Genomic DNA, 25,829 nt, shown 5'->3' with positions numbered 1-25,829 from the left:
TTCATCCGATGTTCGTTCATTCGCTGGTCGTGATGGGCGAACAGCAGTGCCGAGTGGTGCCCGGAGTCATCGGTGCGTTGGCGCACGCGGCACCACATACTTGAACTTACCGATCAGGCCGGGCATGTCCACTCCGTCACTCGATTTCGATCCTTCAGCCGTGCCGTTGCCGCAGGGGCATTTCATTGGCGGTGCGTACTATTCGGCCGGCGAAGCGCAGCTCGCCGTTCATCGGCCGTCGGATGGCGCGCTGCTTGGCCATGTGCCGGACGCGTCGGACGCTACCGTCGATCACGCGGTGAGCAATGCGTTGGCTGCATGGAGGGCGAGCGGCTGGGGCACGCGTTCTCCGCGCGAACGCGCGAAGGTGCTGAGCCGCTGGGCCGAGCTGATCGATCGCGATGCGGTGAGCCTCGCGCAACTCGAAACGGTCAGCTCGACGCGTCCGGTGACGGAAAGCTACGCGTCCGATGTACCGTTCACCGCCGAGGCAATCCGCTTTTTCGCGGAGCTGGCCGACAAGCTCGGCGGCGATATCGCGGCCACGCGCCGCGATAGTCTCGGTTTTATCGCATCGGAACCGTACGGCGTGATCGGGGCGATCACACCGTGGAATTTCCCGCTGTCGATGTGTTCATGGAAGTGCGGCCCCGCGCTCGCGGCGGGCAACGCGGTCGTGATGAAACCGTCGGAAATGACGCCTTTCTCGACGCTGCGCATCGCGGAACTCGCCATCGAGGCAGGCATGCCGCCCGGTGTCTTCAACGTGGTGAACGGCCGCGGCGCGACGGCTGGCGCCGCGCTGACGCGTCACCCTGGCATTTCCAAAATGAGCTTCACGGGTTCGACCCGCACGGGCGCCGCGATCATGAGCGACGCCGCGATGCACGGCACCAAGCCCGTCACGCTAGAACTCGGCGGCAAGAGCCCGCAACTGGTGTTCGAGCACGTGCGGGACCTCGACCATACGGCGCGCTGCATTGCACGCGGCTTTACGGCCAACGGCGGCCAGGCTTGCGTGGCCGGTACGCGGCTGATCGTGCACGAGCGCATGGCCGAGCCGCTGATCGACGCCATCCAACGGCAACTGCAGCCGATCAAGCCCGGTCCGCTGTGGGACAGTCGCACCGCCTATTCGCCGATCATCAGTGCCGGCCAGGCGCGGCGCATCGAAGCGCTGATCGAGCAAAGCCGCGACAGCGGTGCGGAAGTGATCTTCGGCGGCGGCTTTTTCGAAGGCACCGGTGAAGGCTATTTCCACCGCCCCACACTGCTCGCCAATGTGACCGCCGAGACGCCCGCCGTGCGCGAGGAGCTGTTCGGCCCGGTCCTGACGGTACAGACATTCAAAGACGAGGAAGAGGGCATCGCGCTCGCCGCGCATCCGATCTACGGTCTCGCGGCCGGAGTTCATAGCAGCGACATCGGCCAGGCGCTGCGGGCGATGCGCCGCATCGCGGCGGGCACGATCTGGATCAACCGCTACGGCCGCAGCGGCGACATGATCATTCCGACGGGCGGCTTCGGCCAATCCGGCATCGGCAAGGATCTCGGCCGCGAGGCGATGGTGGCGAGCATGCGGCACAAGAGCGTGCTGATCGATTTCGAAGCGCTGTGAAGTACCGCCTTACACCGGCTTTACGCCAGCATCAACCGCACTGATTCAATCCGAAACTGAACCCGAGCCTGCGAACAGGTTCGCCACGACGACAGGATGTTGACCATGATCGATTTCGAGCCGAAGTACATCACTTTCGACTGCTATGGCACGCTGACCAACTTCCAGATGGGCCTGACCGCGCGCCAGCTTTACGGCGACAAGCTGGACAAAGCGAAGATGGATGAGTTCGTCGAGTTCTTCCGTGGCTATCGCCTCGACGAAGTACTGGGCGCATGGAAACCCTACCGCGACGTGGTCGAGAACTCGGTGCGCCGCACCTGCGAACGCACTGGCGTGCCGTTCGAAGCAGCGACCGCGCAAAAAATCTACGAAGCCGTGCCGAGCTGGGGCCCGCACGCGGACGTGCCGGAAGGGCTGTCGCGACTGGCCTCGAAGTACAAGCTCGTGATCCTGTCGAACGCATCGGACGACCAGATCCACAGCAACGTCGACAAGCTCGGCGCGCCGTTTCACAAGGTCTACACCGCGCAGCAGGCGCAGGCGTACAAGCCGCTGCAAAAAGCCTTCGAGTACATGTTCTCGCAACTGGATTGCAATCCGGAAGACGTGCTGCACGTGTCGTCGAGCTTCCGCTATGACCTGATGACCGCGTACGACATGGGCATCAGGCACAAGGCGTTCGTCAACCGTGGCCACGAGCCGCTGAACCCGTACTACGGCGTCAACGAAGTGTCGGGCATTCCGCAACTGGCGTCGCTGCTCGGCCTCTGATGTGCAGCTCCGGCCTTCTCCCGACATCGCTTCGCGCGCGCCGGTGAGAACGGCGCAACCAACCGACAGGAATGGATCACGATGAAGCTCGACTCCTACTGGCTCGACACCGCGCCGCGCTTTGCCCACGGCGCGGAGAGTCCGCTGCCGCAGCGGGTGGACGTTGCGGTGGTCGGCGGCGGCTTCACCGGATTGTCGGCTGCGTTGGAGCTCGCCAAACGCGGCAGGTCGGTGATCGTGTTCGAGGCGGGCCGGCTCGCGGCGCAGGCATCGGGCCGTAACGGCGGCCATTGCAATACGGGCGTCGCGCAAGACTATGCCGCTCTGTCCGCACGCGTCGGCAGCGAGCGCGCGGCGGAGTTCTACCGCGCGTATGCGGGCGCCGTCGAGACGGTGAAATCGATCATCGCCGACGAGCAGATCGATTGCGATTTGCGCCATTCCGGAAAGATCAAGCTCGCGGCGAAGCCGCACCATTTCGCGTCGCTCGCGAAGTCGTACGAGGTGTTGCGGCGCGAAGTCGATCCCGATGTCGAACTCGTGCCGCCCGAGCAGATTCACAAGGAGATCGCATCGGACGGTTTTTTCGGCGGACTGGTGCAGCGCAACGGCATGCAGATGCACATGGGCAAATTCGGCGTGGGTCTTGGCGAGGCGGCGGCACGCCGCGGCGCGCGGATCTACGAGAACGCGCCTGTGACGGACCTGAAGCCGCTCGGCGGCCACGCGTTCGACGTGCAGTGTCCGCTCGGCACGGTACGCGCCGAGCGAGTGTTGATCGCCACGGGCACGTCGCAGGTCGGTCCGCTGCAATGGTTCCGCCGCCGCATCGCGCCGGTCGGCAGCTTCATCGTCGCGACCGAGCCGCTCGGCAAGGCACACCTCGACACGCTGTTGCCGACGCGCCGCTCGTATGTGACGACGCTGAACATCGGCAACTATTTTCGTGCGACGCCTGACGAGCGTCTGCTGTTCGGCGGCCGCGCGCGCTTTGCGATGTCGAATCCGCGTTCGGACGAGAAAAGCGGGCGGATTCTGCGTGACGCGCTCGCACGTTATTTCCCGGAGCTGGCCGACGTGCGCATCGACTACTGCTGGGGCGGCCTCGTCGACATGACGGCCGACCGCCTGCCGCGCGCAGGCCAGCATGAAGGACTGTTTTATTCGATGGGCTACAGCGGCCACGGTGTGCAGATGTCCGTGCACATGGGCCGACTGATGGCCGACGTGATGTTCGGCGCCGCCTCGCGCAATCCGTGGCGAACGCTCGAATGGCCCGCGATTCCAGGACATTTTGGACGCGCGTGGTTTCTGCCGCTCGTTGGCGCGTATTACAGGTTGCAGGATGTACTGCATTGAATGGATCGACTGACCGCTACTGTCAGATGGCAGGGCAGCGCGCAGATTGAAAAATCACTATTCCCAGAGGAAATCCCCATGTTGCGTTTCATGTTCCAGCCTGCTTCCGCCGTCCGTTTCAACACGGTTCAACGCTTTGCCGCAGGCGCGGGCCTCGCGATGACGATGATGTTGGGCGCCGCCCACGCCGCCGAGACGGCGACGCTCACCGCGGGCTCGCCGCCGTCGAGCGCACCGACCACATTCATGGACGTGAAGACGCAGAAGATCGAAGGTCTGATGCCGGATGTCGTCAAGGAGATCGGCAAGCGCGAGGGCTTTAACGTGTCGTACGGCGCGGTGCCGTTCTCGGCGTTGATCCAGTCGGTGGTATCCGGCAAGATCGACATCATCGTCGCCGGCATGACGCCGACGCCGAAGCGCGCCGAAGTGGTCGATTTCTCGCAGCCGGTGACGGCGTTTGGCGAAGGCATCATCGTGAAGGACACGAACAAGGCCGTCTATCACTCGGTGCAGGACATGAAGGGCATGACGGTCGGCGCGCCGACCGGTACCGACTACGGCGATCAGTTGAAGAAGCTCGGCATCTTCACCGAAGTGAAGATGTATGACAGTCCCGCCGACATGACGCGCGATGTCGCGCTTGGCCGCATCGTCGCGGGCTTCAACGACTATCCGATCCTGAAGGCCCAGGAGGCAGCGGGCGCGATGGCCGGAACGCGGGTCGACGACGCCTACGTGCCGATGGAAAAATTCGACATCGCGATCGCGGTGAAGAAGGGCAACAGCGCGTTGATGGTGAAGATCAACGACGCGCTGACGAAGATGAAGGCCGACGGCACGCTCGACGCGATCCTGAAGAAGTGGCACCTCACGAGCTGACCCGCCTGTCGTGACAAGAGGCGTGCCGCTGCGAGGCGGGACCCGCCCTGCGATGTCCGCCGCCCGGCGGGGCAGCGGACTGAACGAATGCAAAGAGCAACGGAAGGCACGACATGCACTGGCAAGATATAGCCGACTTTGTACCGATTTTGCTGGAAGGCGCGGTGATGAGCATCGTCATCACGCTGGGTTGTCTGCTGTTGAGCACCGTGCTCGGCCTGACCTGGGCGTTGCTGAAGATGTCGCGCTATCCGCTCGTCGTACGCGGGGTGAGCACGATGATCAACGTCGTGCGCGGTCTGCCGATGATCGTGCTGCTGTTCTACATCTACTTCGTGCTGCCGGAAATCCACATCCAGGTGTCGGCGCTGCAAGCTAGCATCATCGGGCTTGGTTTCGGTTATTCGACTTACATCGCGGAGATCTTCCGGGCGGGCATCGAGGCGGTCGATCCGGGCCAGTACGAAGCCGCGCAGTCGATCGGCATGGGGCGCGTGAAGACGATGATACGGGTGATCCTGCCGCAGGCGATCAAGGTCGCGCTGCCACCGTACAGCAACACGCTCGTGATGATGCTGAAGGACTCATCGCTTGCGTCCACCATCACGGTCGCCGAAATGACGCGCGAAGGCCAACTGATCGCGTCGTCGACGTTTCAGAATCTGACGGTATACACACTCGTCGCGCTCGGCTATCTGGCGATGAGCATGCCGTTGATGAGCATGACCCGTACGCTTGAGCGACGTTTCGGTCGGCACAAGGCCAGATAAGTGCGAAGTGAGGATGCGATGATCGAAATCACGAATGTGCACAAGAGTTTTGGCGCCGTACCCGTTCTCAAGGGCATTTCGCTAAACGTCCGCCACGGCGAAGTGGTCTGTCTGATCGGCGCGTCGGGCTCTGGAAAGTCGACCCTGCTGCGCTGCATTAACGCGCTGGAAGCATACGACGAAGGCGAAATTCGCCTGCTCGGCGAGCGCGTCGAACAGCGCGCGCGCCATATCAACCAGTTGCGCTCCCAGGTCGGCATGGTGTTTCAGCGCTTTAACCTGTTTCCGCACCGTACCGCGCTCGAGAACGTGATGGAAGGGCCCGTGCATGTCAAACGCCAGGCGCGCGCGGACGCGCAACGCGAAGCGTCGGAACTGCTCGACAAGGTGGGGCTCGGCCACAAGCTGCACGCCTATCCTCACCAGCTTTCGGGCGGGCAGCAGCAACGGGTGGCGATTGCTCGCTCGCTCGCGATGAAGCCGAAGGCGATGCTGTTCGACGAGCCGACCTCCGCGCTCGATCCCGAACTGGTCGGCGAAGTGCTCGGCGTGATGCGCACCCTTGCACGCGAAGGCATGACGATGCTGGTCGTCACTCACGAAATGGGCTTCGCGCGCGAAGTGGCAGACCGGGTGTGCTTTCTGCACGCTGGACTCATCATCGAGGAGGGCACCGCGCATCAGGTGCTGGGTTCGCCGCGCGAGGTGCGCACCCGCGAATTCCTGCGTCACGTGCTGACCAATCGCAGCGACGCTCACGTGTCACCGGACGGTATCGCGGGAGCCGCGGCATGAACGGCAGATTCGTACGCGTAGGCGAGACGGCTCGCGCCAAAGTCGAGCTGACGATCAACGGCGAGACGGTCCAGGCGCTGGCCGGCGACACGCTGCTCACCGCGATGCTGTGCTCGGTGCGGCAGGTGCGGCAGTCCGAATTCGGTGATGAAAAGCGCGCCGGCTTTTGCCTGATGGGCGCGTGTCAGGATTGCTGGGTATGGACCGCGGACGGCGAGCGGCTGCGCGCCTGCACCACCGTCGTCGAAGCAGGCATGCGCGTCGTCACGACGCAACCGGAGGCGCAATGGGCGAACCTCGCATCGTAATCGTCGGCGCAGGGCCTGCAGGCGTGCGCTGCGCGGAAACCCTGCTGGCGGGCGGCATCCGCCCGATCGTCGTCGATGAAGGCAGACGCGATGGCGGCCAGATCTACCGGCGACAGCCCGAAGGCTTCACGCGGCCGTACGCGAAGCTGTACGGCACCGAAGCCGCGCGCGCGGCAGACCTGCATCGCACCTTCGAACGACTGCGCCCGCAGATCGATTACCGTGCGCAGACGCTGGCGTGGAACGTCGCGCAAGGCAAGCTGCATATCGTGCATGAAGGACACGCTAGCGCGTTGGGCTACGATGCGCTGATCCTGTGCCCCGGCGCGACGGATCGCCTGATGCCGGTCAAAGGCTGGCAGTTCGCCGGCACCTACAGCCTCGGTGCCGCGCAGATCGCGCTGAAGTCGCAGGCCTGCGCGATTGGCCGCCAGGTCGTGTTCATGGGGACCGGCCCATTGCTGTATCTGGTCGCGAACCAGTATGTGCAGGCGGGCGCCAACGTAGCAGCGGTACTCGACACGTCGAAGAGCGGTGCGCGCCTGCGCGCGCTGCCCAAACTGCTGTCGCGCGTCGACGTATTGCGCAAGGGCCGCGCGCTCGTCGCGGCGCTGAAGCGCTCGGGCGTGCGGGTCGAAAACGGCATCGAGCCGCTCGAGATTCTCGGCAATGCGGACGACGGCGTGCTTGGCGTACGCTTTCGCGATGCGCGCGGCAACGTCGCGCAGGTCGATTGCGACGCGGTGGGTCTCGGCTATCACCTGCGTCCGGAGACTCAGCTTGCCGATCTCGCGCGCTGCGCTTTCCGTTTCGATGCGCTGTCGCGGCAATGGGTGCCGCAAATCGATGAACTCGGCCGCAGTACCGAAAAAGGCGTCTATATCGCGGGTGATGGCGCGCGCGTGCTCGGTGCGGACGGCGCGGAGATTGCCGGACGGCTCGCCGCGTATGCCGCGTTGAGCGATCTCGGGCGCGCGGTTCCGGCCACGACGCTCGACACGTTGATGCGCGAACAACGCAAAATGGATCGCTTCCGGCTCGGTCTCGCGCAGGCGTTTGGCTGGCCTGCCGCGCAGGCGGCCCGACTGTCCGACGATACGATCGTGTGCCGGTGCGAAGGCATCACCGCGGGCGAACTGCGCCGCGTGGTGCGCGACGAAGGCGCGCAGGAAGCGAACCGCGCAAAAGCGTTTAGCCGCGTCGGCATGGGACGCTGCCAGGGCCGTTACTGCGGCCATGCGGGCGCGGAGGTGATCGCGGCGGAGGCGCACGTGCCGCTCGAGCAGGTTGGCCGGCTGCGCGGGCAGGCACCCGTGAAGCCGCTCGCCATCGCAACCGTGGAGGAGACCGAATGAACCGCGCACAAGCCGATGTTCTGATCGTGGGCGGCGGCTTCATGGGTGCCTCCGCCGCATTTTTTCTGAGGCAACGGGGCCGCTCGGTGATCCTGCTCGAGCGCCAGCTGGTTGGCCAGCAGGCAAGCGGTACCAACTTCGGCAACGTGCGCCGGCAGGGGCGTCTTCTGCCGCAGTTGCCGCTTGCGAACCGTTCGCGCGAAATCTGGGGGCGTCTGCCCGAACTGATCCAGCACGACGCCGAGTTTCTGATGTCAGGCCATGTCCGCGTCTGCTATCGCGAAGAGCAGGCCGACCAGTTCGAAACGTACGCGAAGGAGGCCGCGCACTACGGTCTCAAGCTCGACCTGCTGCGCGGCGACGCGCTGCGCGCGCGGTTTCCGTTTCTCGGTCCCGAGGTGCTGGCGGGCTCGTATTCGCAAATGGACGGGCACGCGAATCCGCGGCTCGCGGCGCCCGCGTTTGCCCGCGCGGCGACACGGCTCGGCGCGCAGATCGTCGAAAACTGCGATGTCGTGACAGTGGAAAAAGACGGCGCCGAGTTTCGCGCGACGAGCGCCGACGGCCGTACGTTCCATGCCCCCGTGCTGCTGATCACCGCGGGTGCGTGGGGCAATCTGCTATCGGAGCAGTTCGGCGAAGCGGTGCCGATCGCCGTCAACGGTCCGCAAATGGCCGTTACCGAACCCGTGCCGTATGCTATCCAGCCGGTGGTCGGCGTGTCGTCGCCGCGGATCGAGGAGGTGGTGTACTTCCGCCAGGTCGCGCGCGGCAACATCGTGATCGGCGGCTGCGCGCGTGCGCCAGCGTATCTCGACGAACGTCGCGCGAAGGTCCTGCCGCAAAGCACGTTGCTGCAGTTCAGGCAACTGCAGCGCGTCGCGCCGATGCTGCGCAAGCTGAACATCATCCGGGTATGGAGCGGCGTCGAAGGCTATATGCCCGACGACAAGCCGATCATGGGCGCGAGCGGTACGACCAGCGGCCTGTTCTATGCGTTCGGTTTTTGCGGCCATGGGTTCCAGCTGGGTCCGGGCGTTGGCGACACGATGGCCGAACTGATCGACACCGGCGCCACCACCACGCCGCTCGAGCCGTTCGACATCCGCCGCTTCGGGGCCAGTCGCGATGCGACGCCGGCGGCTGCGCCCCCGTCGCGCGTTGCGTGAGCGCAGCGTCGATGCTGAGCCCGAGCCCAGCCTCATCATCATCCGCGCCCGAGTTCGCGGGCGCGAACCGTCATACGACACGCGCGCCGGATCGCGTGAGCCGCGCCGTCCAGCGTGCGGTCAACTTCATCGATGCGTGTTTCGCTGAGCCGATCAGCCTGTCCGAACTGGCGGCCGTCGCGGAGTTGAGCATTTCGAGGTTTGCGGTGCGCTTCAGCGCGGAGATGGGCGTGTCGCCGCAGCAATATGTGAGGCTAGTGCGCGTACGGCACGCGCAGCGCCTGCTGCGGCGCGGCTTGCGTCCGTCGATCGTCGCGGCCGAGGTGGGCTTCTTCGATCAAAGCCATCTGTGCCGGCACTTCAAACGCGTGCTTGGCACGACGCCGGGTGAGTGGCTGAGCGCCAACGGCTGACAGTCACCGGCTGACTGCGGCGACCGCTTCATTGATGCTGTTGCGAGAACAGCGCTTCCAGCGGGTATTCGGATTTCACGAACGGCGTCTTGATGATGACGTAGCTGAAATACTTTTCGATGCCGATGTCGCGCTCCAGCAGTCCTTCGATCACGCTCTGATAGTGATTGACGCTGCGCGTGACGAACTTCAGCAGGTAATCGTATCCGCCGCTCGCCAGATGGCATTCGATGATTTCGTCCACAGGCCGGATCGCCGCCTCGAACTTGGCGAAGTCCTCGCGGCGATGGTCGGCAAGGGTGACCTCGGTGAACACGATCTGCACGTCGCCGAGTTTCTGGAGCTGGATGTGTGCGCCGTAGCCGATGATATAGCCGGCCTTTTCAAGCCTTTTCACGCGAATCAGACAGGGGCTCGGCGAGAGCCCCACAGCGTCCGCAAGCTCGACGTTCGTGATACGGCCTTTTTTCTGCAGTTGCGAAAGAATACGCAGGTCGATCCGGTCCAGCTTCGTGTCGCCGCTTGTCGTCATGTATCGGTCTGCCCGTCGAAGGTTCTGCTTTTCGCTTTATCGCGCTTCGCCTGAGCCAGGCGCCGCGCAGGCCGATGTTATCACGCGCTCAGGCGGCTGCGCGGCTCGCGCCGCGCAACGCGGCGCGCACCTCCGCATGATCGAGCACCTCGTCGAGCGTGCGCCGCAAACGGCTGAAAAGTTGTTCGAACTCCGCTTCGCCGAAGCAAAGCGCAGGTGCGAAACCGAGGATGCTGTCGCCGAATGCGCGGAACACGAGGCGGTTGCTGTAGGCCGCTGCCGCGATCCTGTCCGGCAGCTTCAGCGACGGATCGAAGCGTGCGCGCGAATCCTTGTCGGCGACGAGTTCGAGCGCGCCGAGCAGGCCGCGATGACGCGAGTCGCCGACCAACGGATGATCGAGCAGCGCGTCGAGCCCGGCGGCAAAACGCGGCGCCTGCGCGATACCGTTCGCGAGCAGACCGCCCTCGTGATAAAGGCGCAGCACTTCGAGTCCGATCGCGGCGCTCACCGGATGCGCGGAGTAGGTCTGGCCGTGACCGACGACCGAGGTATCGCGCGCGTCGCCTGCAATGCCCTGGTAGATTTCGTCGGACATCAGCACCGCGCCCATCGGCGCATAACCCGAGGTCAGCCCCTTCGCAACCGTCATCAGATCCGGCTCGACCTGTTCCGCCTCGCATGCGAATAGCGGACCGGTACGACCGAAGCCCGTGATGACTTCGTCGGCGACGAACAGAATGTCGAGACGGCGGCACGCGTCGCGCATCGCCTTGAGCCAGCCGACCGGCGGCACGATCACGCCGCCCGACCCCTGGATCGGCTCGCAGAAGAACGCGGCGACGTTCTGCGCGCCGAGTGACGCCACTTTCGCTTCGAGCGCGGCGACGGACGCGGCGATCAGCGTCTGCGCGTCTTCGCCTTGCGGCTGACGGTACGCATAGGGCGACGGCAGGTGGTGCTGGTGCGGCAGCGGCAGGTCGAAGTTGCGGTGGAACGCGGGCAGCGCGGTGAGCCCCGCGCCGACGCTCGACGAGCCGTGATAGCCGCGCTCGAGCGCGATCATCTGCTTTTTCGCCGGACGCCCCGTCGCGTTGAAGTAATGGGTGATGAAGCGGATCGCCGAGTCGACCGCATCGGAGCCGCCGAGCGTGAAATAGACGTGCCGCAGCGAAGCGGGGGACAGCGCAACCAGTTGTTCGGCCAGCTCGATGGCAGGTTCCGACGAGAAGTGGAAGTAGGTGGTCGCGTAAGGTAGCTTCGTCATCTGCCGCGTCGCCGCTTCGACGATGCTCTGCTGACCGTAACCCACGTTCACGCACCACAGGCCCGCGAACGCGTCGAGCAGCTCGTTGCCGTCGATGTCGCGCAGATACGCGCCGTGTCCGGATTCGAGTACGGTGGTACCCCGCGCTTCGTGCGCGCGGTAGTTGATGACCGGGTGAATCAGATGCTTGCGGTCGGCGTCGATGAGCGATGATTTTGACATGATGGTATTTCCCCGCGGGTTGCGATCAGGTGAGCGTCACCCCCTGATAGTAGCGACAGCCGCATGCAAGCCGTTCCGCCAAAAAAAAGCCCAAAGAGCGTAGGCGCAGCGTTTTTGACCCTACAGACAGCATTTTCTGCCGCACGTGCTTAATAGCGGCGCAAACGGGAATTCAGCCGTACGTTCGCGGCCGCGTGAGACTCGACGAAAGGCGTTGCATCGCGGTTGTTTTTTATCGCGCGCAGTTTTGCCCGCGTCAGGTCAGCGACTGCGTGATCACCGCAAACTGATGCAGCGAGTCGTCGGCGCGCTCGGGCTCGGGCTCGGAAATGGGCTGAGCGGATGCGATCCGCCGCATCCTGACGACCGTGTCCGAACGTGCGAGACCGAGGCCGGTTAGCCAGGTTCGCAGGCCGTGCCCGTGCGGCACGTCGATGCGCACCAGCGCGCCTTCGTTCAGCGCGAGCCAATGGCGGATCAGCGCCTTGGCGTGCACGCCGTCCGGGCTCGTACCGGCGACCACGGGGCCGATCAGGAAACCGCGTCCGAAGCGGCGGAACAGCGAGAAGCCGAGAAGTTCGCCGTCGCGATCGAGCGCGATACCGTCGGCCAGTTCGAGCAGCGGTGGCAGCACGTGGCTGCGGTCGAGACCGCTCGCGCGCGATGCCAGCGCGACCAGTTGCCCGGCATCGCTCGCGCCGAGCGGGCGCAGCCGCTCGTTGGCGGCCAGCGCGACGAGCGGCGGACGGAACGCCGCGCCCTGCATCTGGTCGAGTGCGCCGCAGACCTCGAAGCCGAGCGCGTCGCACAATGGCCGCGCAGCCTCGGTCGCATAGAGCGTGATGTCGCGCTTGCCAAGCTCGTCGAGCGCGTGCGCGAGCAGCGTGCGGCCGATACCCACGCCGCGATGCTCCGGCGCGACGATCAGCATGCCGAGCGTCGCCTGATCCGCGCCGAACTTCCAGCACACCACGGTGCCGATCAGCGCGCCTGCCGTCTCGGCGACGAAACCGATTCCGGTGTGCGCGGAGAACCCCCAGTCTTCACGGCGGTGCGACCAGCCGATCGCGGCGGACAGCCGTTGGGCAGCGGGAAGGTCGTCGGCTGTCAGGCGTCGGTAGGTGAAAAGTGCGTGCGTGGTTGAGTCGGACACGGGGCGCTCCGTGATTAGTCGGCCGTGCCGCGACTGTTGCACGTTGTTCGCCCATTGAATAGCACGAACTTCTCATCGTCGGGCGTGCCGCGCACCGCAGAAGTGCCGCTGCGCCGGGTTCGCGAATCAGGGTCAACGACAGGGGCGGCAAATCATGCTGTTTGGACCACTCAAAACCATGTTTTCGAATGGTCGAATCCACCGATACGCGATCAACGCCATTTTTGGCAGTGCTTAAATCGATTCATGCAGTGCCGCCGCGCCGCGACCAGCACGCGGAGCGCCGTCGAACACCAATGCTGGATATCCCGCGGTCAATCACGAGTGAGGAGCAGTTAGCATGTACGACGACGAAATCAGAACGGGCGGTTTCAACCGCCGCGACATGATGCGTTTGCTGGCCGCCGGCGGCATGCTCGCCACCGGCGCGGGGGGCCTGCTTGCGGGCGCTCGCCCGGCACTCGCGGCAGCCACGCCGAAGAAAGGCGGCAAGATCCGGGTGGCCAACGACGCCTCGTCGACCGCTGACACGCTCGACCCGGCCAAGGGTTCGGCAGGCGCCGATTACATCCGCTTCTTCATGTTTTACAGCAGCCTGACGCAACTCGACGGATCGCTGACGCCGAGGATGAATCTCGCCGAAGCGGTCGACAGCAGCGATGCGAAGGTGTGGGTGATCAAGCTGCGCAAGGGCGTGACCTTCCACGACGGCAAGGCGCTCGCGCCCGCCGATGTCGTCTACTCGCTGATGCGTCACAAGGATCCGGCAACGGCTTCGAAGGTGAAGACGCTGGCCGAGCAGTTCGTAGAGGCAAAGCAGACCGGCCCCAACGAAGTCACGCTCACGCTCGCGTCCGCCAACGCGGACCTGCCCGTGATTCTCGCCACGCCGCAATTCGTGATCGTCAAGGACGGCACGACGGACTTCACGACGGCCGTCGGCACCGGCCCGTACAAGCTGAAGACGTTCAAGCCCGGCGTCTCGACCGTCGGCATCCGCAACGACAGTTTCTGGAAGACCGGCGGCGGCCCTTACCTCGACCAGATCGAGCTGATCGGTATCGGCGATAACGCGGCACGGGTGAACGCGCTGCTGTCCGGCGATGTTCACCTGATCAATTCCGTCGATCCGCGCGCGACGCAGCGCATTGCCGCGACGCCGGGCTATGAGGTGCGCGAGACCAAGTCGGGTCTCTATACCGATCTGATCATGCGCCGCGACAATCCGCTGACCGGCAACCCCGATTTCGTGCAGGCAATGAAGTATCTGTTCGACCGTGACCAGATCCGCACCGCGGTGTTTCGCGATTATGCGGTGATCGGCAACGATCAGCCGATTCCGCCCGGACACCGCTACTTCAATGCGTCGCTGCCGCAGCGCCCGCACGATCCGGACAAGGCGAAGTTCCACTTCCAGAAAGCCGGAGCGATCGGTACGACGCTGCCGCCGATCTATGCGACCACCGACGCGAACGGCTCGGTCGAGATGGGTGTGCTGCTGCAGCAGTCCGCCGCGAAGATCGGCGTGAACCTGAACATCAACCGCGTGCCGGCGGACGGTTACTGGTCGACGCACTGGATGAAGCATCCGCTCGGCTTCGGCAACGTCAATCCGCGTTCGAGCGCCGATGTGCTGTTCACGCAGTTTTTCAAGTCGGACGCGCCGTGGAACGAGTCGGGCTGGAACAACCCGAAGTTCGACCAGTTGCTGGCCGCCGCCCGCTCGGAAACCGACGATGCGAAGCGCAAGCAGATGTACGGCGACATGCAGGTGCTGGTATCGGAGCAGGGCGGCATCGGCATTCCGACCTTCCTGAGCCTGCTCGATGCGAACGACAAGCACCTGCAAGGGCTCCAACCCGTGCCCACCGGCGCGATGATGGGCTTTAACTTCGCCGAGTACGTGTGGTGGAACGCGTAACCCACTGAAGCGCGCGCACGCGCCGGGCGGCCCGCGCCGCTCGCCGCGGGCAGCCGCGACGGCGATGAGCGGCACGGCGCGGCAACGAGCCGTCGTGCCCCCAACCCTCAACCGAGGAGGTCATGCCAATGAACGGGAATATCGCCCAGTTGATCGGCCGGCGTGTCGCCGTCACTGCGCTGACGTTGGTGATCGTCTCGATCATCATTTTCGTGATCACCAACCTGTTGCCCGGCGATGCCGCGCAGGCCGCACTCGGCCAGTCGGCGACGGCCGAAACGGTCGCGGCGCTGCGCCAGCAGTTCGGTCTCGATCAGCCGGCTTACCTGCGGTACTTCCATTGGCTCGTCGGTCTGCTGCACGCGAACTTCGGTGTGTCGCTGTCGAACAATCTTCCGGTCTCCGAACTGATCGAAGGGCGCTTGCCGAAGTCGCTGACCCTCGCGGCGATCACCACCGCGGTGTCGGTACCGATCGCGGTGTCGGCGGGCATTCTCGCGGCAGTCAAACGCGAGTCGCTGATCGACCGTATCGTGAGCCTCGGTACGCTGTCGCTCGTTGCCACACCCGAGTTCCTGATGGCGACGCTCGCGGTGCTGGTGCTGGCCGTCAAGCTGCACTGGCTGTCCGCGCTGTCGTACAGCGGTGACATCGACAACCTTCACGACTTTCTGCGCGCGTATGCGATGCCGGTCGTCACGCTGTGCGCGGTCGTGATTGCGCAGATGGCGCGCATGACGCGCGCCGCGGTGATCGAGCAGCTCAGTTCCTCGTATGTGGAAATGGCGATGCTGAAGGGCGCGAGCCCCGCACGCGTGGTATTGCGCCACGCACTGCCGAATGCGATCGGGCCGATCGCCAACGCGATCGCGCTGAGCTTGTCTTATCTGCTTGGCGGCGTGATTGTCGTCGAGACCATCTTCAACTATCCGGGCCTCGCCAGCCTGATGGTCGACGCGGTCAGCAACCGCGACTTCCCGCTCGTACAGGCCTGTACGCTGCTGTTCTGCCTCGGCTACCTGCTGCTCGTGCTGCTAGCCGACCTGTGCGCCATCATCTCGAACCCGAGGCTGCGGACATGACGATTCTTCGACCTTCTTCCGATTCGTCCCAGCGGCTCGGCGCGCTCGAACCGGTGCAGCGCAACAGCACGTTACCGCAGGGCGCGGAGCCGCCAAGATCGTGGCGCGGCGGAGGCAGCCCGGCGCCTCGGCCGGCGCGCCGTCGCAGCGTCGCGCAACGCATGAATCTGTCGACCGGCGGCTGGATCGGCCTGGCGATGGTGACGAGTGCGCTGTTCGTCGCGGCGTTCGCGCCGTGGATCGCGCCGCACCCGGTCGGCGCGATCGTCACGCCCGACGTATTCGCTGGCTTCAGCGCGAAGCTGCCGCTCGGCTCCGATTACCTTGGCCGCGACATGCTGAGCCGCATCATCTACGGCATGCGCCTGACGGTCGTGCTGGCGCTTGCGGCGGCGCTGCTCGCGGCGCTGACGGGCACGATGCTGGGGCTGCTCGCGGCCGTGGCCGGCCGCCGTCTCGACGAAACCATGAGCCGGCTGCTCGATGCGGTCACGTCGATTCCGTCGAAGATGTTCGCGCTGATGATCGTGGCCGCGTTCGGCTCGTCGCTGCCGTTGCTGATCGGCACGGCGGCCGTCAGCTACATGCCGGGCTCATACCGGATCGCCCGCTCGCTCGCGGTCAATATCGGCACGCTCGAATACGTGCAGGTGGCTCGGGCGCGCGGCGAAAACGCCTTCTACATCGCGTGCTTCGAGATGCTGCCGAACATGCTTCACCCGATGCTCGCCGACACCGGACTGCGTTTCACGTTCGTCGTGCTGCTTCTGAGCAGCCTGAGTTTTCTCGGTCTCGGTGTGCAGCCGCCGTATGCCGATCTCGGTTCGCTGGTGCGCGAGAACATGGCCGGCCTCGGTGACGGCGTGCCCGTGGTGATTCTGCCCGCGATCGCGATCGCGGTGCTCACGGTCGGCGTGAACCTGCTGATCGACGGACTGCCGCATCGGGGCCGCCGCAAGAACATGCCTGACGCCGATGGAGGTCATTGATGAAGGCAGCTCTTTTCAGACGCGCCGATGCGGCCTTGACTGCCGTCCCGGAGACCGCGCCGCTACCGTCGTCCAATCTGGTCGAAGTCCGGGGTCTGCGCGTGGTGGGAAGCCGTCCCGGCGAGCCTGATACGACGATCGTGCATGACATCGACTTCGAGATCGCGCGCGGCGAGGTGCTCGCCTTGATCGGCGAATCGGGCTCGGGCAAGACCACGATCGCGCTGTCGCTGATGGGCCATGCCCGCAGTGGCTGCCACATCGCGGGAGGCGCGATCCGGGTCGCCGACACCGACGTGCTCGGGCTCTCGCCGAAAGCGCTGGAGCGATTGCGTGGCCGCAAGGTCGCCTATATCGCGCAAAGCGCGGCGGCCGCGTTCAATCCGGCGCGCACGATCATGGACCAGGTGATCGAAGGCGCGCTGATTCACGGCACGCTCGGCAAGCGCGCGGCGCAGGCCAAAGCGGTCGAATTGTTTGGCGCGCTCGCGTTGCCGGACCCGCGCACGATCGGCCGGCGCTATCCGCACCAGGTGTCGGGCGGCCAACTGCAGCGGCTGATGGCGGCGATGGCGCTGATCACCGACCCCGCACTCGTGATCCTCGATGAACCGACCACGGCGCTCGACGTCACCACGCAGATCGACGTGCTGCAAGCGTTTCGCGGGGTAATCCGGCAATGCGGGATGACCGCCGTGTACGTGTCCCACGATCTGGCGGTGGTTGCGCAGATGGCGGATCGCATCGTGGTGCTGAGCAACGGTGAAATTCGCGAAACGGGCCGCACCGAGCAGATCCTGCATGCGCCGGCCCATCCTTATACGCAAAGCCTGATTGCTGCGGTGACGCCCGCCGCCCCCGCTGCATCGACCGCGGCCGTGCCGGGCGCATCGCAGTGGGACGCGGCCCCGCTGCTCGAACTGCGCGGCCTGACGGCCGGCTACGGCGGCATGGACGCGAAGGGCTGGCCGCACAAGGTCATTCTGCGCGACGTCGACCTCGCGATCGGCCGTGGCCGGACGGTGGGCGTGATCGGCGAATCGGGTTCGGGCAAAACGACGCTCGCGAAGGTGATCGCGGGGCTCGTGCCGATGGCGCGCGGCAATCTGCTGCTCGACGGTGAGCCGCTCGCCGCCAACCTGAGCCGCCGCAGCCGCGAACAGTTTCGCTGTATCCAGATCGTGTTCCAGAACGCCGACACCGCGCTCAACCCGACGCATTCCGTCGAGCGCACGCTGGCGCGCCCGTTGAAGTTCTATCACGGCATGAAGGGCGAGGCCGCGCGACGCCGCGTCGCCGAACTGCTTGGGCTGGTTCGCCTGCCTGCCGAATTGGCGCAACGGCGTACCGGGGAGCTGTCGGGCGGGCAGAAACAGCGCGTGAATCTCGCGCGGGCGCTGGCCGCCGAACCCAAGTTGATCCTTTGCGACGAAGTCACGTCCGCGCTCGATACGGTGGTCGGCGCGGCCATTCTCGAACTGCTGCGCGATCTGCAGAAAAAGCTCGGCGTGTCGTATCTGTTCATCACGCACGACATCGCCAAGGTGCGTGCGATCAGCGACGACATCGTCGTGCTGTACGCGGGGCACCGCGTCGAGGCGGGCAACCGCGACGCGTTGTCGGCGCCGCCGTACCATCCGTACTCGCATCTGCTGGTGTCGTCCGCGCCGGAACTGCGCGCCGGCTGGCTCGAAGAAGCGGGCGAGCGCTGTCATCAGACGCTGCCGCCGATCGGCGAGCCGGCTCACGAGCCGCAGCTGTGCACGTTTCTCGCGCGATGCCCGCTGCGCGTCGATGGTGTCTGCAATCTCACGCCGCCGGTCGCGCGCACGCTCGCGAGCGGCGCGCAGGTGCTGTGCCATCGCAGCGAAGCGGAACTGGAGCAGTACCAGAACGGGCCGCCCGACGGCGCCACGGCGGCGGGCCGGCTCGCTCAGTCTGTGACGCTGCGAGTCTGATACCGAACTCGCGCTATGCGATGTCTACCGTGTCGTGCTTGCCGGCCATACCGCGATGACGGCATCTGCGCCGCCGAATCCGTGTCGTCGGAGCGGGGCGCCTGACATGGTGGCCCGAAGGGATACGACATGACTGGAGTCTTCGACTACGCCGCCAGCGATACGACAGTGGTGATGTCGCGCGCGATCAGGCGGGCTGTGGCCTTTATCGAAAGTTCGTTCGCGCAGCCGGTCAGTCTTGCGACGCTCGCGGCGACGGCCGGCTTGAGTGTCTCGCGCTTCGCGACGCTGTTCCGCAAAGAGGTTGGCATCTCGCCGCATCGCTACGTGTGTATGGTGCGGATCCGACACGCTAAACGGCTATTGCGCGACGGCGTCCCGCCGTGCGAGGTCGCTGCCGAAGTCGGGTTTTTCGATCAGAGTCACCTTGGCCGACATTTCCGGCGCGCGGTCGGTGTGACGCCGGGGCATTTCGTCGCTACTGCTCGATGAACATGCGCCACTCCGGGAACTGCTCGAAGAAGCTTTCGCTCACATAGACCTGATAGAGGATGGGCGTACTCGTCTTCGACCCGGAACCGGACTCACCGAACATGGAAAGCCCTGGGTCAATGCCGCTGGTGCTCGCCCAGACAGTCAGATCGTCTAGCAGGTCGCCAGCTTCGTCGCACGGCACTCGCAATTTGATGGGCTTCATCGCCATTCCCGTCGATCGTCAACATCATCGGATCAACATCATAATCGAAGCATCCGATAAGTCACACGCCTGCCTACGCCTGTCGCTCGGCCGCTCGCGCGCGGAGCCCACTCAACACAGGCGTCCATTTCCCATATATTGGGGAAAATCCCTGGCTCTTAGAACTGATAATCGGACTTAACAAAGTTAGAATAACTGCTCTAGGCGGCGTAAGACCGTCCGTCCGGCCAACGGCCCGGTGTGGAAACACCGTTCGAATTGCAGTGGCAGCGGCCGCCGTGTCAGCGAGAACCTGAGAGAGATCACGTGAGCACCACTCAAGAGATGCTATTTGCCGTATCTGTTCCGACCACCGTGTCGCAACTGCCCGACCAGTTCGTTGCCGGCCTTTGCGCGCTGATACGGCTGAACGTCGATACGTGCAGTTCCGCGGCCACAAGTGCCGCGCTGCATTGGGAAAGCGTATTGCGCGCCCAGACGCCTGAACAGTTCGTCAGACGTCAGGCCGATGTGATGCCCTGGCTTGCCCTGCAGTTCGCCGGATACACGCGCGGCTGGATGGACATCGCGTCGGAAATGACCAGGCCGCGCCACTCTGGCCGCAATCACGACGACGCGCATGAGCCCCAGGCGGACACCACGCCCGCTCGCATGTCGACCTGCACAACGGGCGTGCCGCTGGAGGTGCAGCCGGATGACGAGTCTGTCGCCGAGCCTCACGTACGGGCAATGGTCCGTGACATTCTCGCGCGCGTCGCCAAGCCGACCCCTGATACGCCGAAACGCCGAAGTCCGCCGCGTGCGCGTCGCTCGTCGACCCGATAGGCGACAACCTTCCACACAACCTGCCGGGTTCGGTTTTCGCGTCCTGCCGATGCAGCCGTGACCGGATCTGGTTTCGCGTTCTTCGTTCCAGCCGGGAGGTAAACGACATGTTGAGCCCGCACGAAGTGGCCACGTTGTTGCTGTTGAAGGATGCGCCTGAACGGATTGATTCGGACCGTGCAGAGCTTGGCGCGCTCCGCGAACTGCAGTTGATAGCGAACGAGCCAGTTGACTCGGGCTTGCGCTTTCCTCGCGTGACGCCGCGTGGCGATGCCGTGTTGCGTGCGCTTGCACGGGTACGTTGACCGGTGCAGGGGCGACGGATTGAGACGACCTGTTCTCGTTGGGCGTGCTGCGTTCGCGGGCGGTCGCGATCCGGGGTGCGTCCCGCTTGTTAGCGGCACGCCTGTCTCCGTGTGCTTGATACTCCACAGAATCGTAGATGAAATCGCCCTTGCGATGGATCGGTGCGATCCTGGCAGCCTTTGTGGTCATCGCGCTGCTTGCCCTGCGGCTGCCTGAGTTCGTCAACCTTACGACGAAGATTGTCACCGGCATCTCGATCGAGCGACCGGACGCGGTCGTTTTCGACTACGTGACGACACCCTCGCACTGGCCCGATTGGCACCCATCGTCGCTATCGGTAACAGGGGCGACCGATCACTCGTTAAGCGTTGGCGAACAGGTTACGGAAGAATTTCGCGTCGCGGGTCGGCGGGGGAGCGTCGTGTGGACGGTGGCGGCGCGGGACCGTCCGCGCAAATGGGTCATTGTCGGCACCATAGATGGCAAGTCCGCCGGCACAGTGAGCTACACGCTGGCGCCCGTAGCATCCGGGACGCGATTCGAGCGTGAGTTCGTGTACCGCGCACCATCACTTTGGTTTGAGGCGGTGAATGTCATATTCGTGCGCGCGCGAATCCAGCAGGAATCAGACGAGGCAGTCGCGCGACTGAAGCAAAGTTTGGAAACGGGTGCCAGGTAGGGCGGCGAGATGCTCCGCACGCAGGCCGTCGCGCGCCCATGCCCACTAACGCATCATCCGATATGCGCGAGCACGATCAGCGTCAGCGTGACGACGATCGCGCCGCCGATGCGCGTGGCGATCTGCGCGAAGGGCATCAGTTGCATCCGGTTCGCCGCCGTCAGGATCGCGACGTCGCCTGTGCCCCCCTGGCCGCTATGGCATGCATTCACGATCGCCGTATCGATAGGGTAGAGCTTGAGCCGGCGCGCAACCAGAAAGCCGGTGCCCATCAGTGTCGTCACGGTCGCGACGATCGTCACGATATTGGCGAACGTGAACGCAGCGATCAACTTGTCCCATGGCGTCATCGCGACGCCGATCGCAAACAGCAGCGGATACGTCACCGCGGTCGAAAAGAACTTATAGACGACGAATGCGCCCTCCTGCAACTGCGGCGAGACCGCGCGCGCCAGCTTGACCAGCACCGCGAGAAACAGCATGGCAACCGGGGCGGGCAGACCGAAAAGATTGCGGCACATCAAGCCGAGCAGGTACAGCGTGATCGCCGTGATGCCGGCCGCCGCGATATGCGTCACGTCGATATGACCGCGAATCTCCTCCTGGACAGGATCCATTTCGTCGCTCTCGCCGGGTTGCAGGCGCCCCTCGCCGGTGAGATGAGGAAAGCGTTTGCCGAGCATGTCGAGCGCGCCGGCCAGAACGATGGCGGTGAGGCTGCCGAGCATCACCGGCGGCAAGACCTGTGCAAACAGCTCGCCCTGCGGCAGATGCATGATTTCGGAATAGCCCACCGACAGCGGAATCGCGCCTTCACCGACACCCCCCGCCATGATCGGCACGACGATATAAAGCAGCGTATGACGCGCGCCAAGCCCGAATGCCGAGCCGACTGCGATTCCGACGATGCATGCGGCCAGCGAGCCCAGCGCGAGCGGTACGAAGATCTTGAGGAAGCCCTTGATCAGCACGCGCCGGTCCATGCTGAGAATACTGCCGACGATGATCGACGCGATGAACAGATAAAGGAAATTGCTCTGCTTCGTGAACTCGGTCGTAAGGCCGAGAATCGGCTTGGGCAACAGGTGATAGTAAGTCAGCGCGGAAGGCACGAACGTCGCGCAGATCGCGGCCGCGCCGATATTGCGCAGAAGCGGCAGGCGCTTACCCAACTCGGCGCAGGTGAACCCGAAGAACGCGAGCACGGCGATCGCCATGGAAATCTCGCCCGGCAGCTTGCCCGTCACCGCGAACCCCGTGATTAGCGCAAGCAGAATGAAATAGACCGGCAACGGGATGATGCCGATCCGGTATTCCATCAGCTTCCACCAGCCTTCGGGCCAGAATCGGGTGGCGTTTTCGGACCGCTGAGCGGGCGCCGCCGATGAGTGCTCCGGCGTAGATGAAGTGGTGGACACAGCATGTCTCCTTGATTGAGCGCGCCGGCAGTGCATGCCGGCCTCGCGTTTCGATACAGTTGAAGTGGGATCCGACGGGTGAACGGCACCGGGATGACAGATCGCATCCGCGTCCCGTACCTCAGTCATCGACGTGCCCTGCGGCAATGGTTTGATACTGCAGGCTGAAAGGCGCCCGCGAGCTTACCCGGGCACTACGCGGTGCCGGATCGAATAACGGATCAACTCGGAATTGTTCGCAATGCAGAGCTTCTGCATCATCCGCGTCTTGTGCGTGCTGAGAGTCTTCGCGCTGAAAATACCGCCGAAGCTTCCCCCCGACCGCTTGCATCTTCAACGCTGAGCCACACCTGTCCGTCGCACCGCGCGCAAATGGCGAGCTTTCTCGCATGTGACGCATCCGGACGAACTACGCGTGCACGGTATCCGCATGCTGCGCACGCGTATGTGTACCGCACTTCAGTGAGTGTTTCCATCAACCTTCTCCTGGCCGCCGCACCCGCCGCTTGGCTCTGTAGCAACGGTAGCGACAGTTGGACCGGCAACCCATGCATCCGATCCTTTGCCTTGCTTGCACTGCGACGTCACACCGCGATTGCACCGATGGTGGGCGCTGAAAGCACGATGGGCACCGCGATCGATGATGGAATTCTAGGAGAGCGCAACCTTCTGAACGCTTTCAGCCACTGCACGTTCCGATGGGGGTTTTCCATGAGAGAACCTGCCGTATTCCACAGTGACCCCGGCACGGACCGCTGTCGTGCTTGCGCGGATAGCGAGGCTCTCTGATGGAAATCCCCTAAATAAAGGTGCTCGCCGTGAAAGCCGAGAGAAGGATTCGCGCTCCCACAATCGCGCCATCGATGCAGACAGGTGGCATTTCGCCGCCGACAATAATGGAGACTCTCGATGCAACCGAAGTTCAGTACGTTTCGTCATATTGCTGTTGCTTCCAGCCTGTTGTTCAGCCTTGCCTCACAGCACGCGTCAGCCGCGGATAGCAGCAAGATCACGATCATGGTGGGCGGCATCACCAAGCTGATCTACCTGCCGGCTCGCCTGACCGAACAGCTCGGGTACTTCAAGGACGAGGGGCTCGACGTTGAACTGCTGTCGCAGCCAGCGGGCGTCGATGCTGAAAATGAACTGCTAGCCGGTGCCGTTCAGGCTGTCGTCGGGTTCTACGACCATACGATCGATCTGCAAACCAAAGGCAAGGACGTCAAGGCAATCGTCGTGTTCGGGCAAGTGCCGGGTGAGGTCGAAATGGTATCGACCAAAGCGGCTGAAACCGTCAAATCGATGGTGGACGTGAAGGGCAAGACGCTTGGTGTGACTGGCCTCGGTTCTTCGACAAGCTTCCTTACGCAATACCTTGCCGGACAGCACGGCATTCAGTCCACTGAATACACGATGCTGCCGGTGGGCGCTGACGCCAGCTTCATCGCGGCGATCAAACAAGGCCGCATCGACGCGGGCATGACGACTGAACCGACCGTCTCGGCCTTGCAGAAGTCCGGCGACGCGAAGGTGCTCGTCGACATGCGTTCGGTCGAAGGCACGAAGGCCGCGCTGGGGGGCACCTATCCGGCGTCGAGTCTCTACGTGCAGGCTGCATGGGCCGATTCGCACAAGGCCGAGGCAACGAAGCTCGCGCATGCATTCGTTCGCACGTTGCAGTTCATCCACACGCATAGCGCTGAAGAAATCGCTGCGAAGATGCCCGATGATTATCAGAAAGACAAGCCGCTCTACGTGAGCGCGCTGAAGGCGTCGCTGCCGATGTACACAGCGGACGGCAAGATGCCGGCCGACGGTCCGACCACGGTGCTCAAGGTGCTGTCGGCGTTCAATCCGTCGGTCAAGGGCAAGCAGGTCGAGTTGGGGAAAACGTATACGAACGAGTTTGTCGGCTCGAAATAGGTCGTTGGTGTCCCGCGGACAGAAGTATTCCGAATAAGTGGTGCAAGCGTCATTGCGTATATCAGTAGAGTCACTGAGTTGTATAAATGACACGGGAAAGGAGCGTGAAGGATTGGGGTGACTAGCATGACGAACATTCGCATACCGAACCGGTTGCCGGGACCTTGAAACGGACGCAACCGTGAGTAGGGAAAACACAATTTCAACGCAGTAGTTTGAGGAGACGATCTTGAAGAAGAAGTATCTTTCGCTGGCTGTCGCGCTCAGCGCACTCGGGGCAGGCGGCGCACACGCGCAGTCGAGCGTTCAGCTTTACGGCCTGATGGACCTGAGCTTCCCGACTTATCGGACGCATGCTGATGCGAACGGCAATCACGTCATCGGCATGGGCAACGACGGCGAGCCCTGGTTCAGCGGCAGCCGCTGGGGCATGCAGGGTGCAGAGGACATCGGCGGTGGTTCCAAGATCATCTTCCGGCTCGAGAGCGAATTCGTCGTGGCCAACGGCCAAATGGAAGATCCGGGTCAGATTTTCGACCGTGACGCATGGGTCGGTATCGAGAACGACACGTTCGGCAAGATTACGGCAGGCTTTCAGAACACCATTGCACGCGATGCAGCGGCGATCTACGGCGACCCGTATGGCAGCGCGAAGCTGAGGTACGAAGAGGGCGGCTGGACGAACTCGAACAACTTCAAGCAGATGATTTTCTACGCGGCCAGCGCGACCGGCACGCGTTATAGCAACGGCGTCGCGTGGAAGAAGCTGTTCAGCAACGGCATCTTCGCGAGTGCGGGCTACGCATTCGGCAACTCGACGAGTTTCGGCTCCAACGCCAACTATCAGGCTGCGCTGGGCTATAACGGCGGCCCGTTCAACGTGTCGGGCTTCTATAGCCACGTGAACCGCGAAGGCAACACGAACCAGTCGTTCTCGGTCGGCGGCAACTATACGTTCGGTATTCTGCGCGCCAATGCAGGGTACTTCCGCTACCTCGGCAATCAGGGCGCGCTGGGTCAGCGTCAGGATAACGCTTGGACGGTGTCGCTCAAGCTGTCGCCGAAAGGTCCGCTCGATTACCAGCTCGGCTATCAGCAGATGCGTGTGAAGAATGCCGCGTACAACACCGACGGCGATATTCCGAACGCGAACATCGGCGCCTTCGATCCGACCTCGGGCTTGCACAACGGTTACAAGGAAACGCTCTACTGGTCCGCGTTTTATCACCTGTCCAAGCGCACTGAAGTGTATCTGGCCGGCGACTATATGAGGCTGCATGGCGGCTACACGGTCGGCACCACGTTCGGCGCGACGAACCAGCTCGAACTGACCACGGGTGTGCGTACCCGATTCTGATCGGGAACACAGCCTCGTTGCGCATCCGTTTCAACGATGTTCTCCAGCTTGCGGCCG

The 25,829-nt window shown here is 63.9% G+C and carries 26 protein-coding genes; 20 read left to right on the top strand and 6 right to left on the bottom strand.

Annotated elements, in window-relative coordinates:
- Positions 1-124: 124 nt before the first annotated feature.
- The 10 genes from F6X42_RS07945 to F6X42_RS07900 all read left to right on the top strand — a co-directional run bounded on the left by F6X42_RS07945 (position 125) and on the right by F6X42_RS07900 (position 9,443).
- Entirely contained in the window at positions 125-1,618 is a 1,494-nt protein-coding gene (locus F6X42_RS07945; RefSeq protein WP_187633662.1) for an aldehyde dehydrogenase family protein, read from the top strand.
- Between the two features lie 105 nt (positions 1,619-1,723).
- Positions 1,724-2,392, top strand: a complete 669-nt coding sequence (locus F6X42_RS07940; protein WP_187633661.1) for a haloacid dehalogenase type II — start codon at positions 1,724-1,726, stop codon at positions 2,390-2,392.
- A gap of 81 nt (positions 2,393-2,473) precedes the next feature.
- Entirely contained in the window at positions 2,474-3,751 is a 1,278-nt protein-coding gene (locus tag F6X42_RS07935; protein ID WP_187633660.1) for an NAD(P)/FAD-dependent oxidoreductase, read from the top strand.
- A gap of 78 nt (positions 3,752-3,829) precedes the next feature.
- The gene (locus tag F6X42_RS07930) at positions 3,830-4,633 is read left to right on the top strand and encodes an ABC transporter substrate-binding protein (protein WP_187633659.1); all 804 of its coding nucleotides are present in this window, start codon (positions 3,830-3,832) and stop codon (positions 4,631-4,633) included.
- Positions 4,634-4,746: 113 nt separating this feature from the next.
- Positions 4,747-5,403 (top strand): amino acid ABC transporter permease, encoded by a 657-nt coding sequence (locus tag F6X42_RS07925; RefSeq protein WP_187633658.1) that lies wholly within the window; start codon positions 4,747-4,749, stop codon positions 5,401-5,403.
- 18 nt (positions 5,404-5,421) lie between these two features.
- Positions 5,422-6,198, top strand: a complete 777-nt coding sequence (locus F6X42_RS07920) for an amino acid ABC transporter ATP-binding protein (RefSeq protein WP_187633657.1) — start codon at positions 5,422-5,424, stop codon at positions 6,196-6,198.
- Entirely contained in the window at positions 6,195-6,506 is a 312-nt protein-coding gene (locus tag F6X42_RS07915) for a (2Fe-2S)-binding protein (protein WP_187633656.1), read from the top strand. Before F6X42_RS07920 ends, F6X42_RS07915 begins: the two co-directional genes overlap by 4 nt.
- A complete protein-coding gene (locus F6X42_RS07910; protein ID WP_187633655.1) occupies positions 6,485-7,861 on the top strand; it encodes an FAD/NAD(P)-dependent oxidoreductase in 1,377 nt (458 codons plus the stop codon). The genes F6X42_RS07915 and F6X42_RS07910 overlap by 22 nt, the downstream gene beginning before the upstream one ends.
- The gene (locus F6X42_RS07905; RefSeq protein WP_187633654.1) at positions 7,858-9,030 is read left to right on the top strand and encodes an NAD(P)/FAD-dependent oxidoreductase; all 1,173 of its coding nucleotides are present in this window, start codon (positions 7,858-7,860) and stop codon (positions 9,028-9,030) included. The genes F6X42_RS07910 and F6X42_RS07905 overlap by 4 nt, the downstream gene beginning before the upstream one ends.
- Before the next feature lie 11 nt (positions 9,031-9,041).
- Complete coding sequence (locus F6X42_RS07900; RefSeq protein WP_187633763.1) at positions 9,042-9,443, top strand: helix-turn-helix domain-containing protein; 402 nt, start codon at positions 9,042-9,044, stop codon at positions 9,441-9,443.
- Positions 9,444-9,471: 28 nt separating this feature from the next.
- On the opposite strand, the gene F6X42_RS07895 is transcribed toward F6X42_RS07900, so the two are convergent.
- The 3 genes from F6X42_RS07895 to F6X42_RS07885 all read right to left on the bottom strand — a co-directional run bounded on the left by F6X42_RS07895 (position 9,472) and on the right by F6X42_RS07885 (position 12,617).
- Positions 9,472-9,975 carry an Lrp/AsnC family transcriptional regulator gene (locus tag F6X42_RS07895; protein ID WP_187633653.1) on the bottom strand — a complete coding sequence of 168 codons (504 nt, stop codon included), beginning with the start codon at positions 9,973-9,975 and terminating at the stop codon, positions 9,472-9,474.
- A gap of 88 nt (positions 9,976-10,063) precedes the next feature.
- Positions 10,064-11,464, bottom strand: coding sequence for an aspartate aminotransferase family protein (locus F6X42_RS07890; RefSeq protein WP_187633652.1), 1,401 nt, complete (start codon positions 11,462-11,464; stop codon positions 10,064-10,066).
- A 256-nt stretch (positions 11,465-11,720) separates the two neighbouring features.
- Positions 11,721-12,617 (bottom strand): GNAT family N-acetyltransferase, encoded by an 897-nt coding sequence (locus F6X42_RS07885; protein ID WP_187633651.1) that lies wholly within the window; start codon positions 12,615-12,617, stop codon positions 11,721-11,723.
- A 340-nt stretch (positions 12,618-12,957) separates the two neighbouring features.
- Here F6X42_RS07885 and F6X42_RS07880 point away from each other — a divergent pair, with 340 nt between their 5' ends.
- The 5 genes from F6X42_RS07880 to F6X42_RS07860 all read left to right on the top strand — a co-directional run bounded on the left by F6X42_RS07880 (position 12,958) and on the right by F6X42_RS07860 (position 19,059).
- The gene (locus tag F6X42_RS07880) at positions 12,958-14,538 is read left to right on the top strand and encodes an ABC transporter substrate-binding protein (protein WP_187633650.1); all 1,581 of its coding nucleotides are present in this window, start codon (positions 12,958-12,960) and stop codon (positions 14,536-14,538) included.
- 128 nt (positions 14,539-14,666) lie between these two features.
- Positions 14,667-15,620 (top strand): ABC transporter permease, encoded by a 954-nt coding sequence (locus F6X42_RS07875; protein WP_187633649.1) that lies wholly within the window; start codon positions 14,667-14,669, stop codon positions 15,618-15,620.
- Entirely contained in the window at positions 15,617-16,609 is a 993-nt protein-coding gene (locus F6X42_RS07870) for an ABC transporter permease (RefSeq protein ID WP_187633648.1), read from the top strand. The genes F6X42_RS07875 and F6X42_RS07870 overlap by 4 nt, the downstream gene beginning before the upstream one ends.
- Entirely contained in the window at positions 16,609-18,567 is a 1,959-nt protein-coding gene (locus F6X42_RS07865; RefSeq protein WP_246530011.1) for an ABC transporter ATP-binding protein, read from the top strand. Before F6X42_RS07870 ends, F6X42_RS07865 begins: the two co-directional genes overlap by 1 nt.
- Positions 18,568-18,696: 129 nt before the next feature.
- Positions 18,697-19,059, top strand: coding sequence for a helix-turn-helix domain-containing protein (locus tag F6X42_RS07860; RefSeq protein WP_187633647.1), 363 nt, complete (start codon positions 18,697-18,699; stop codon positions 19,057-19,059).
- Here the strand turns inward: F6X42_RS07860 and F6X42_RS07855 are convergent.
- Positions 19,046-19,264 carry a hypothetical protein gene (locus tag F6X42_RS07855; protein ID WP_187633646.1) on the bottom strand — a complete coding sequence of 73 codons (219 nt, stop codon included), beginning with the start codon at positions 19,262-19,264 and terminating at the stop codon, positions 19,046-19,048. The genes F6X42_RS07860 and F6X42_RS07855 overlap by 14 nt on opposite strands.
- A gap of 306 nt (positions 19,265-19,570) precedes the next feature.
- On the opposite strand from F6X42_RS07855, the gene F6X42_RS07850 reads away from it, so the two are divergent.
- The 3 genes from F6X42_RS07850 to F6X42_RS07840 all read left to right on the top strand — a co-directional run bounded on the left by F6X42_RS07850 (position 19,571) and on the right by F6X42_RS07840 (position 21,074).
- Positions 19,571-20,089 (top strand): phasin family protein, encoded by a 519-nt coding sequence (locus F6X42_RS07850; RefSeq protein WP_312892550.1) that lies wholly within the window; start codon positions 19,571-19,573, stop codon positions 20,087-20,089.
- 107 nt (positions 20,090-20,196) lie between these two features.
- A complete protein-coding gene (locus F6X42_RS07845; protein WP_187633645.1) occupies positions 20,197-20,394 on the top strand; it encodes a hypothetical protein in 198 nt (65 codons plus the stop codon).
- Between the two features lie 137 nt (positions 20,395-20,531).
- Complete coding sequence (locus F6X42_RS07840; RefSeq protein ID WP_187633644.1) at positions 20,532-21,074, top strand: SRPBCC family protein; 543 nt, start codon at positions 20,532-20,534, stop codon at positions 21,072-21,074.
- Positions 21,075-21,127: 53 nt separating this feature from the next.
- On the opposite strand, the gene F6X42_RS07835 is transcribed toward F6X42_RS07840, so the two are convergent.
- Both F6X42_RS07835 and F6X42_RS07830 read right to left on the bottom strand, forming a co-directional pair.
- Positions 21,128-22,492: a 2-hydroxycarboxylate transporter family protein gene (locus F6X42_RS07835; protein WP_187633643.1), complete on the bottom strand. Its 1,365-nt coding sequence runs from the start codon at positions 22,490-22,492 to the stop codon at positions 21,128-21,130.
- 183 nt (positions 22,493-22,675) lie between these two features.
- On the bottom strand, positions 22,676-22,792 hold the full coding sequence (locus F6X42_RS07830) for a LuxR C-terminal-related transcriptional regulator (RefSeq protein ID WP_187633760.1): 117 nt from the start codon (positions 22,790-22,792) through the stop codon (positions 22,676-22,678).
- Positions 22,793-23,401: 609 nt separating this feature from the next.
- On the opposite strand from F6X42_RS07830, the gene F6X42_RS07825 reads away from it, so the two are divergent.
- Entirely contained in the window at positions 23,402-24,415 is a 1,014-nt protein-coding gene (locus F6X42_RS07825; RefSeq protein WP_187633642.1) for an ABC transporter substrate-binding protein, read from the top strand.
- A gap of 229 nt (positions 24,416-24,644) precedes the next feature.
- The gene (locus F6X42_RS07820) at positions 24,645-25,772 is read left to right on the top strand and encodes a porin (protein ID WP_187633641.1); all 1,128 of its coding nucleotides are present in this window, start codon (positions 24,645-24,647) and stop codon (positions 25,770-25,772) included.
- Positions 25,773-25,829 lie beyond the last annotated feature (57 nt).

The sequence above is a fragment of the Paraburkholderia podalyriae genome (assembly GCF_014397785.1).
Lineage (GTDB): Bacteria > Pseudomonadota > Gammaproteobacteria > Burkholderiales > Burkholderiaceae > Paraburkholderia > Paraburkholderia podalyriae.
The sequence above is the reverse complement of the archived record's forward strand: the minus strand, read 5'-3'. Positions and strand labels throughout refer to the sequence as shown.

Bases quoted from the DNA above. Each gene is read 5' to 3' on its own strand.
- F6X42_RS07945 (WP_187633662.1), top strand. From the start codon at position 125: ATGTCCACTCCGTCACTCGATTTCGATCCTTCAGCCGTGCCGTTGCCG.
- F6X42_RS07940 (WP_187633661.1), top strand. From the start codon at position 1,724: ATGATCGATTTCGAGCCGAAGTACATCACTTTCGACTGCTATGGCACG.
- F6X42_RS07935 (WP_187633660.1), top strand. From the start codon at position 2,474: ATGAAGCTCGACTCCTACTGGCTCGACACCGCGCCGCGCTTTGCCCAC.
- F6X42_RS07930 (WP_187633659.1), top strand. From the start codon at position 3,830: ATGTTGCGTTTCATGTTCCAGCCTGCTTCCGCCGTCCGTTTCAACACG.
- F6X42_RS07925 (WP_187633658.1), top strand. From the start codon at position 4,747: ATGCACTGGCAAGATATAGCCGACTTTGTACCGATTTTGCTGGAAGGC.
- F6X42_RS07920 (WP_187633657.1), top strand. From the start codon at position 5,422: ATGATCGAAATCACGAATGTGCACAAGAGTTTTGGCGCCGTACCCGTT.
- F6X42_RS07915 (WP_187633656.1), top strand. From the start codon at position 6,195: ATGAACGGCAGATTCGTACGCGTAGGCGAGACGGCTCGCGCCAAAGTC.
- F6X42_RS07910 (WP_187633655.1), top strand. From the start codon at position 6,485: ATGGGCGAACCTCGCATCGTAATCGTCGGCGCAGGGCCTGCAGGCGTG.
- F6X42_RS07905 (WP_187633654.1), top strand. From the start codon at position 7,858: ATGAACCGCGCACAAGCCGATGTTCTGATCGTGGGCGGCGGCTTCATG.
- F6X42_RS07900 (WP_187633763.1), top strand. From the start codon at position 9,042: ATGCTGAGCCCGAGCCCAGCCTCATCATCATCCGCGCCCGAGTTCGCG.
- F6X42_RS07895 (WP_187633653.1), bottom strand. From the start codon at position 9,975: ATGACGACAAGCGGCGACACGAAGCTGGACCGGATCGACCTGCGTATT.
- F6X42_RS07890 (WP_187633652.1), bottom strand. From the start codon at position 11,464: ATGTCAAAATCATCGCTCATCGACGCCGACCGCAAGCATCTGATTCAC.
- F6X42_RS07880 (WP_187633650.1), top strand. From the start codon at position 12,958: ATGTACGACGACGAAATCAGAACGGGCGGTTTCAACCGCCGCGACATG.
- F6X42_RS07875 (WP_187633649.1), top strand. From the start codon at position 14,667: ATGAACGGGAATATCGCCCAGTTGATCGGCCGGCGTGTCGCCGTCACT.
- F6X42_RS07870 (WP_187633648.1), top strand. From the start codon at position 15,617: ATGACGATTCTTCGACCTTCTTCCGATTCGTCCCAGCGGCTCGGCGCG.
- F6X42_RS07865 (WP_246530011.1), top strand. From the start codon at position 16,609: ATGAAGGCAGCTCTTTTCAGACGCGCCGATGCGGCCTTGACTGCCGTC.
- F6X42_RS07860 (WP_187633647.1), top strand. From the start codon at position 18,697: ATGACTGGAGTCTTCGACTACGCCGCCAGCGATACGACAGTGGTGATG.
- F6X42_RS07855 (WP_187633646.1), bottom strand. From the start codon at position 19,264: ATGAAGCCCATCAAATTGCGAGTGCCGTGCGACGAAGCTGGCGACCTG.
- F6X42_RS07845 (WP_187633645.1), top strand. From the start codon at position 20,197: ATGTTGAGCCCGCACGAAGTGGCCACGTTGTTGCTGTTGAAGGATGCG.
- F6X42_RS07840 (WP_187633644.1), top strand. From the start codon at position 20,532: ATGAAATCGCCCTTGCGATGGATCGGTGCGATCCTGGCAGCCTTTGTG.
- F6X42_RS07825 (WP_187633642.1), top strand. From the start codon at position 23,402: ATGCAACCGAAGTTCAGTACGTTTCGTCATATTGCTGTTGCTTCCAGC.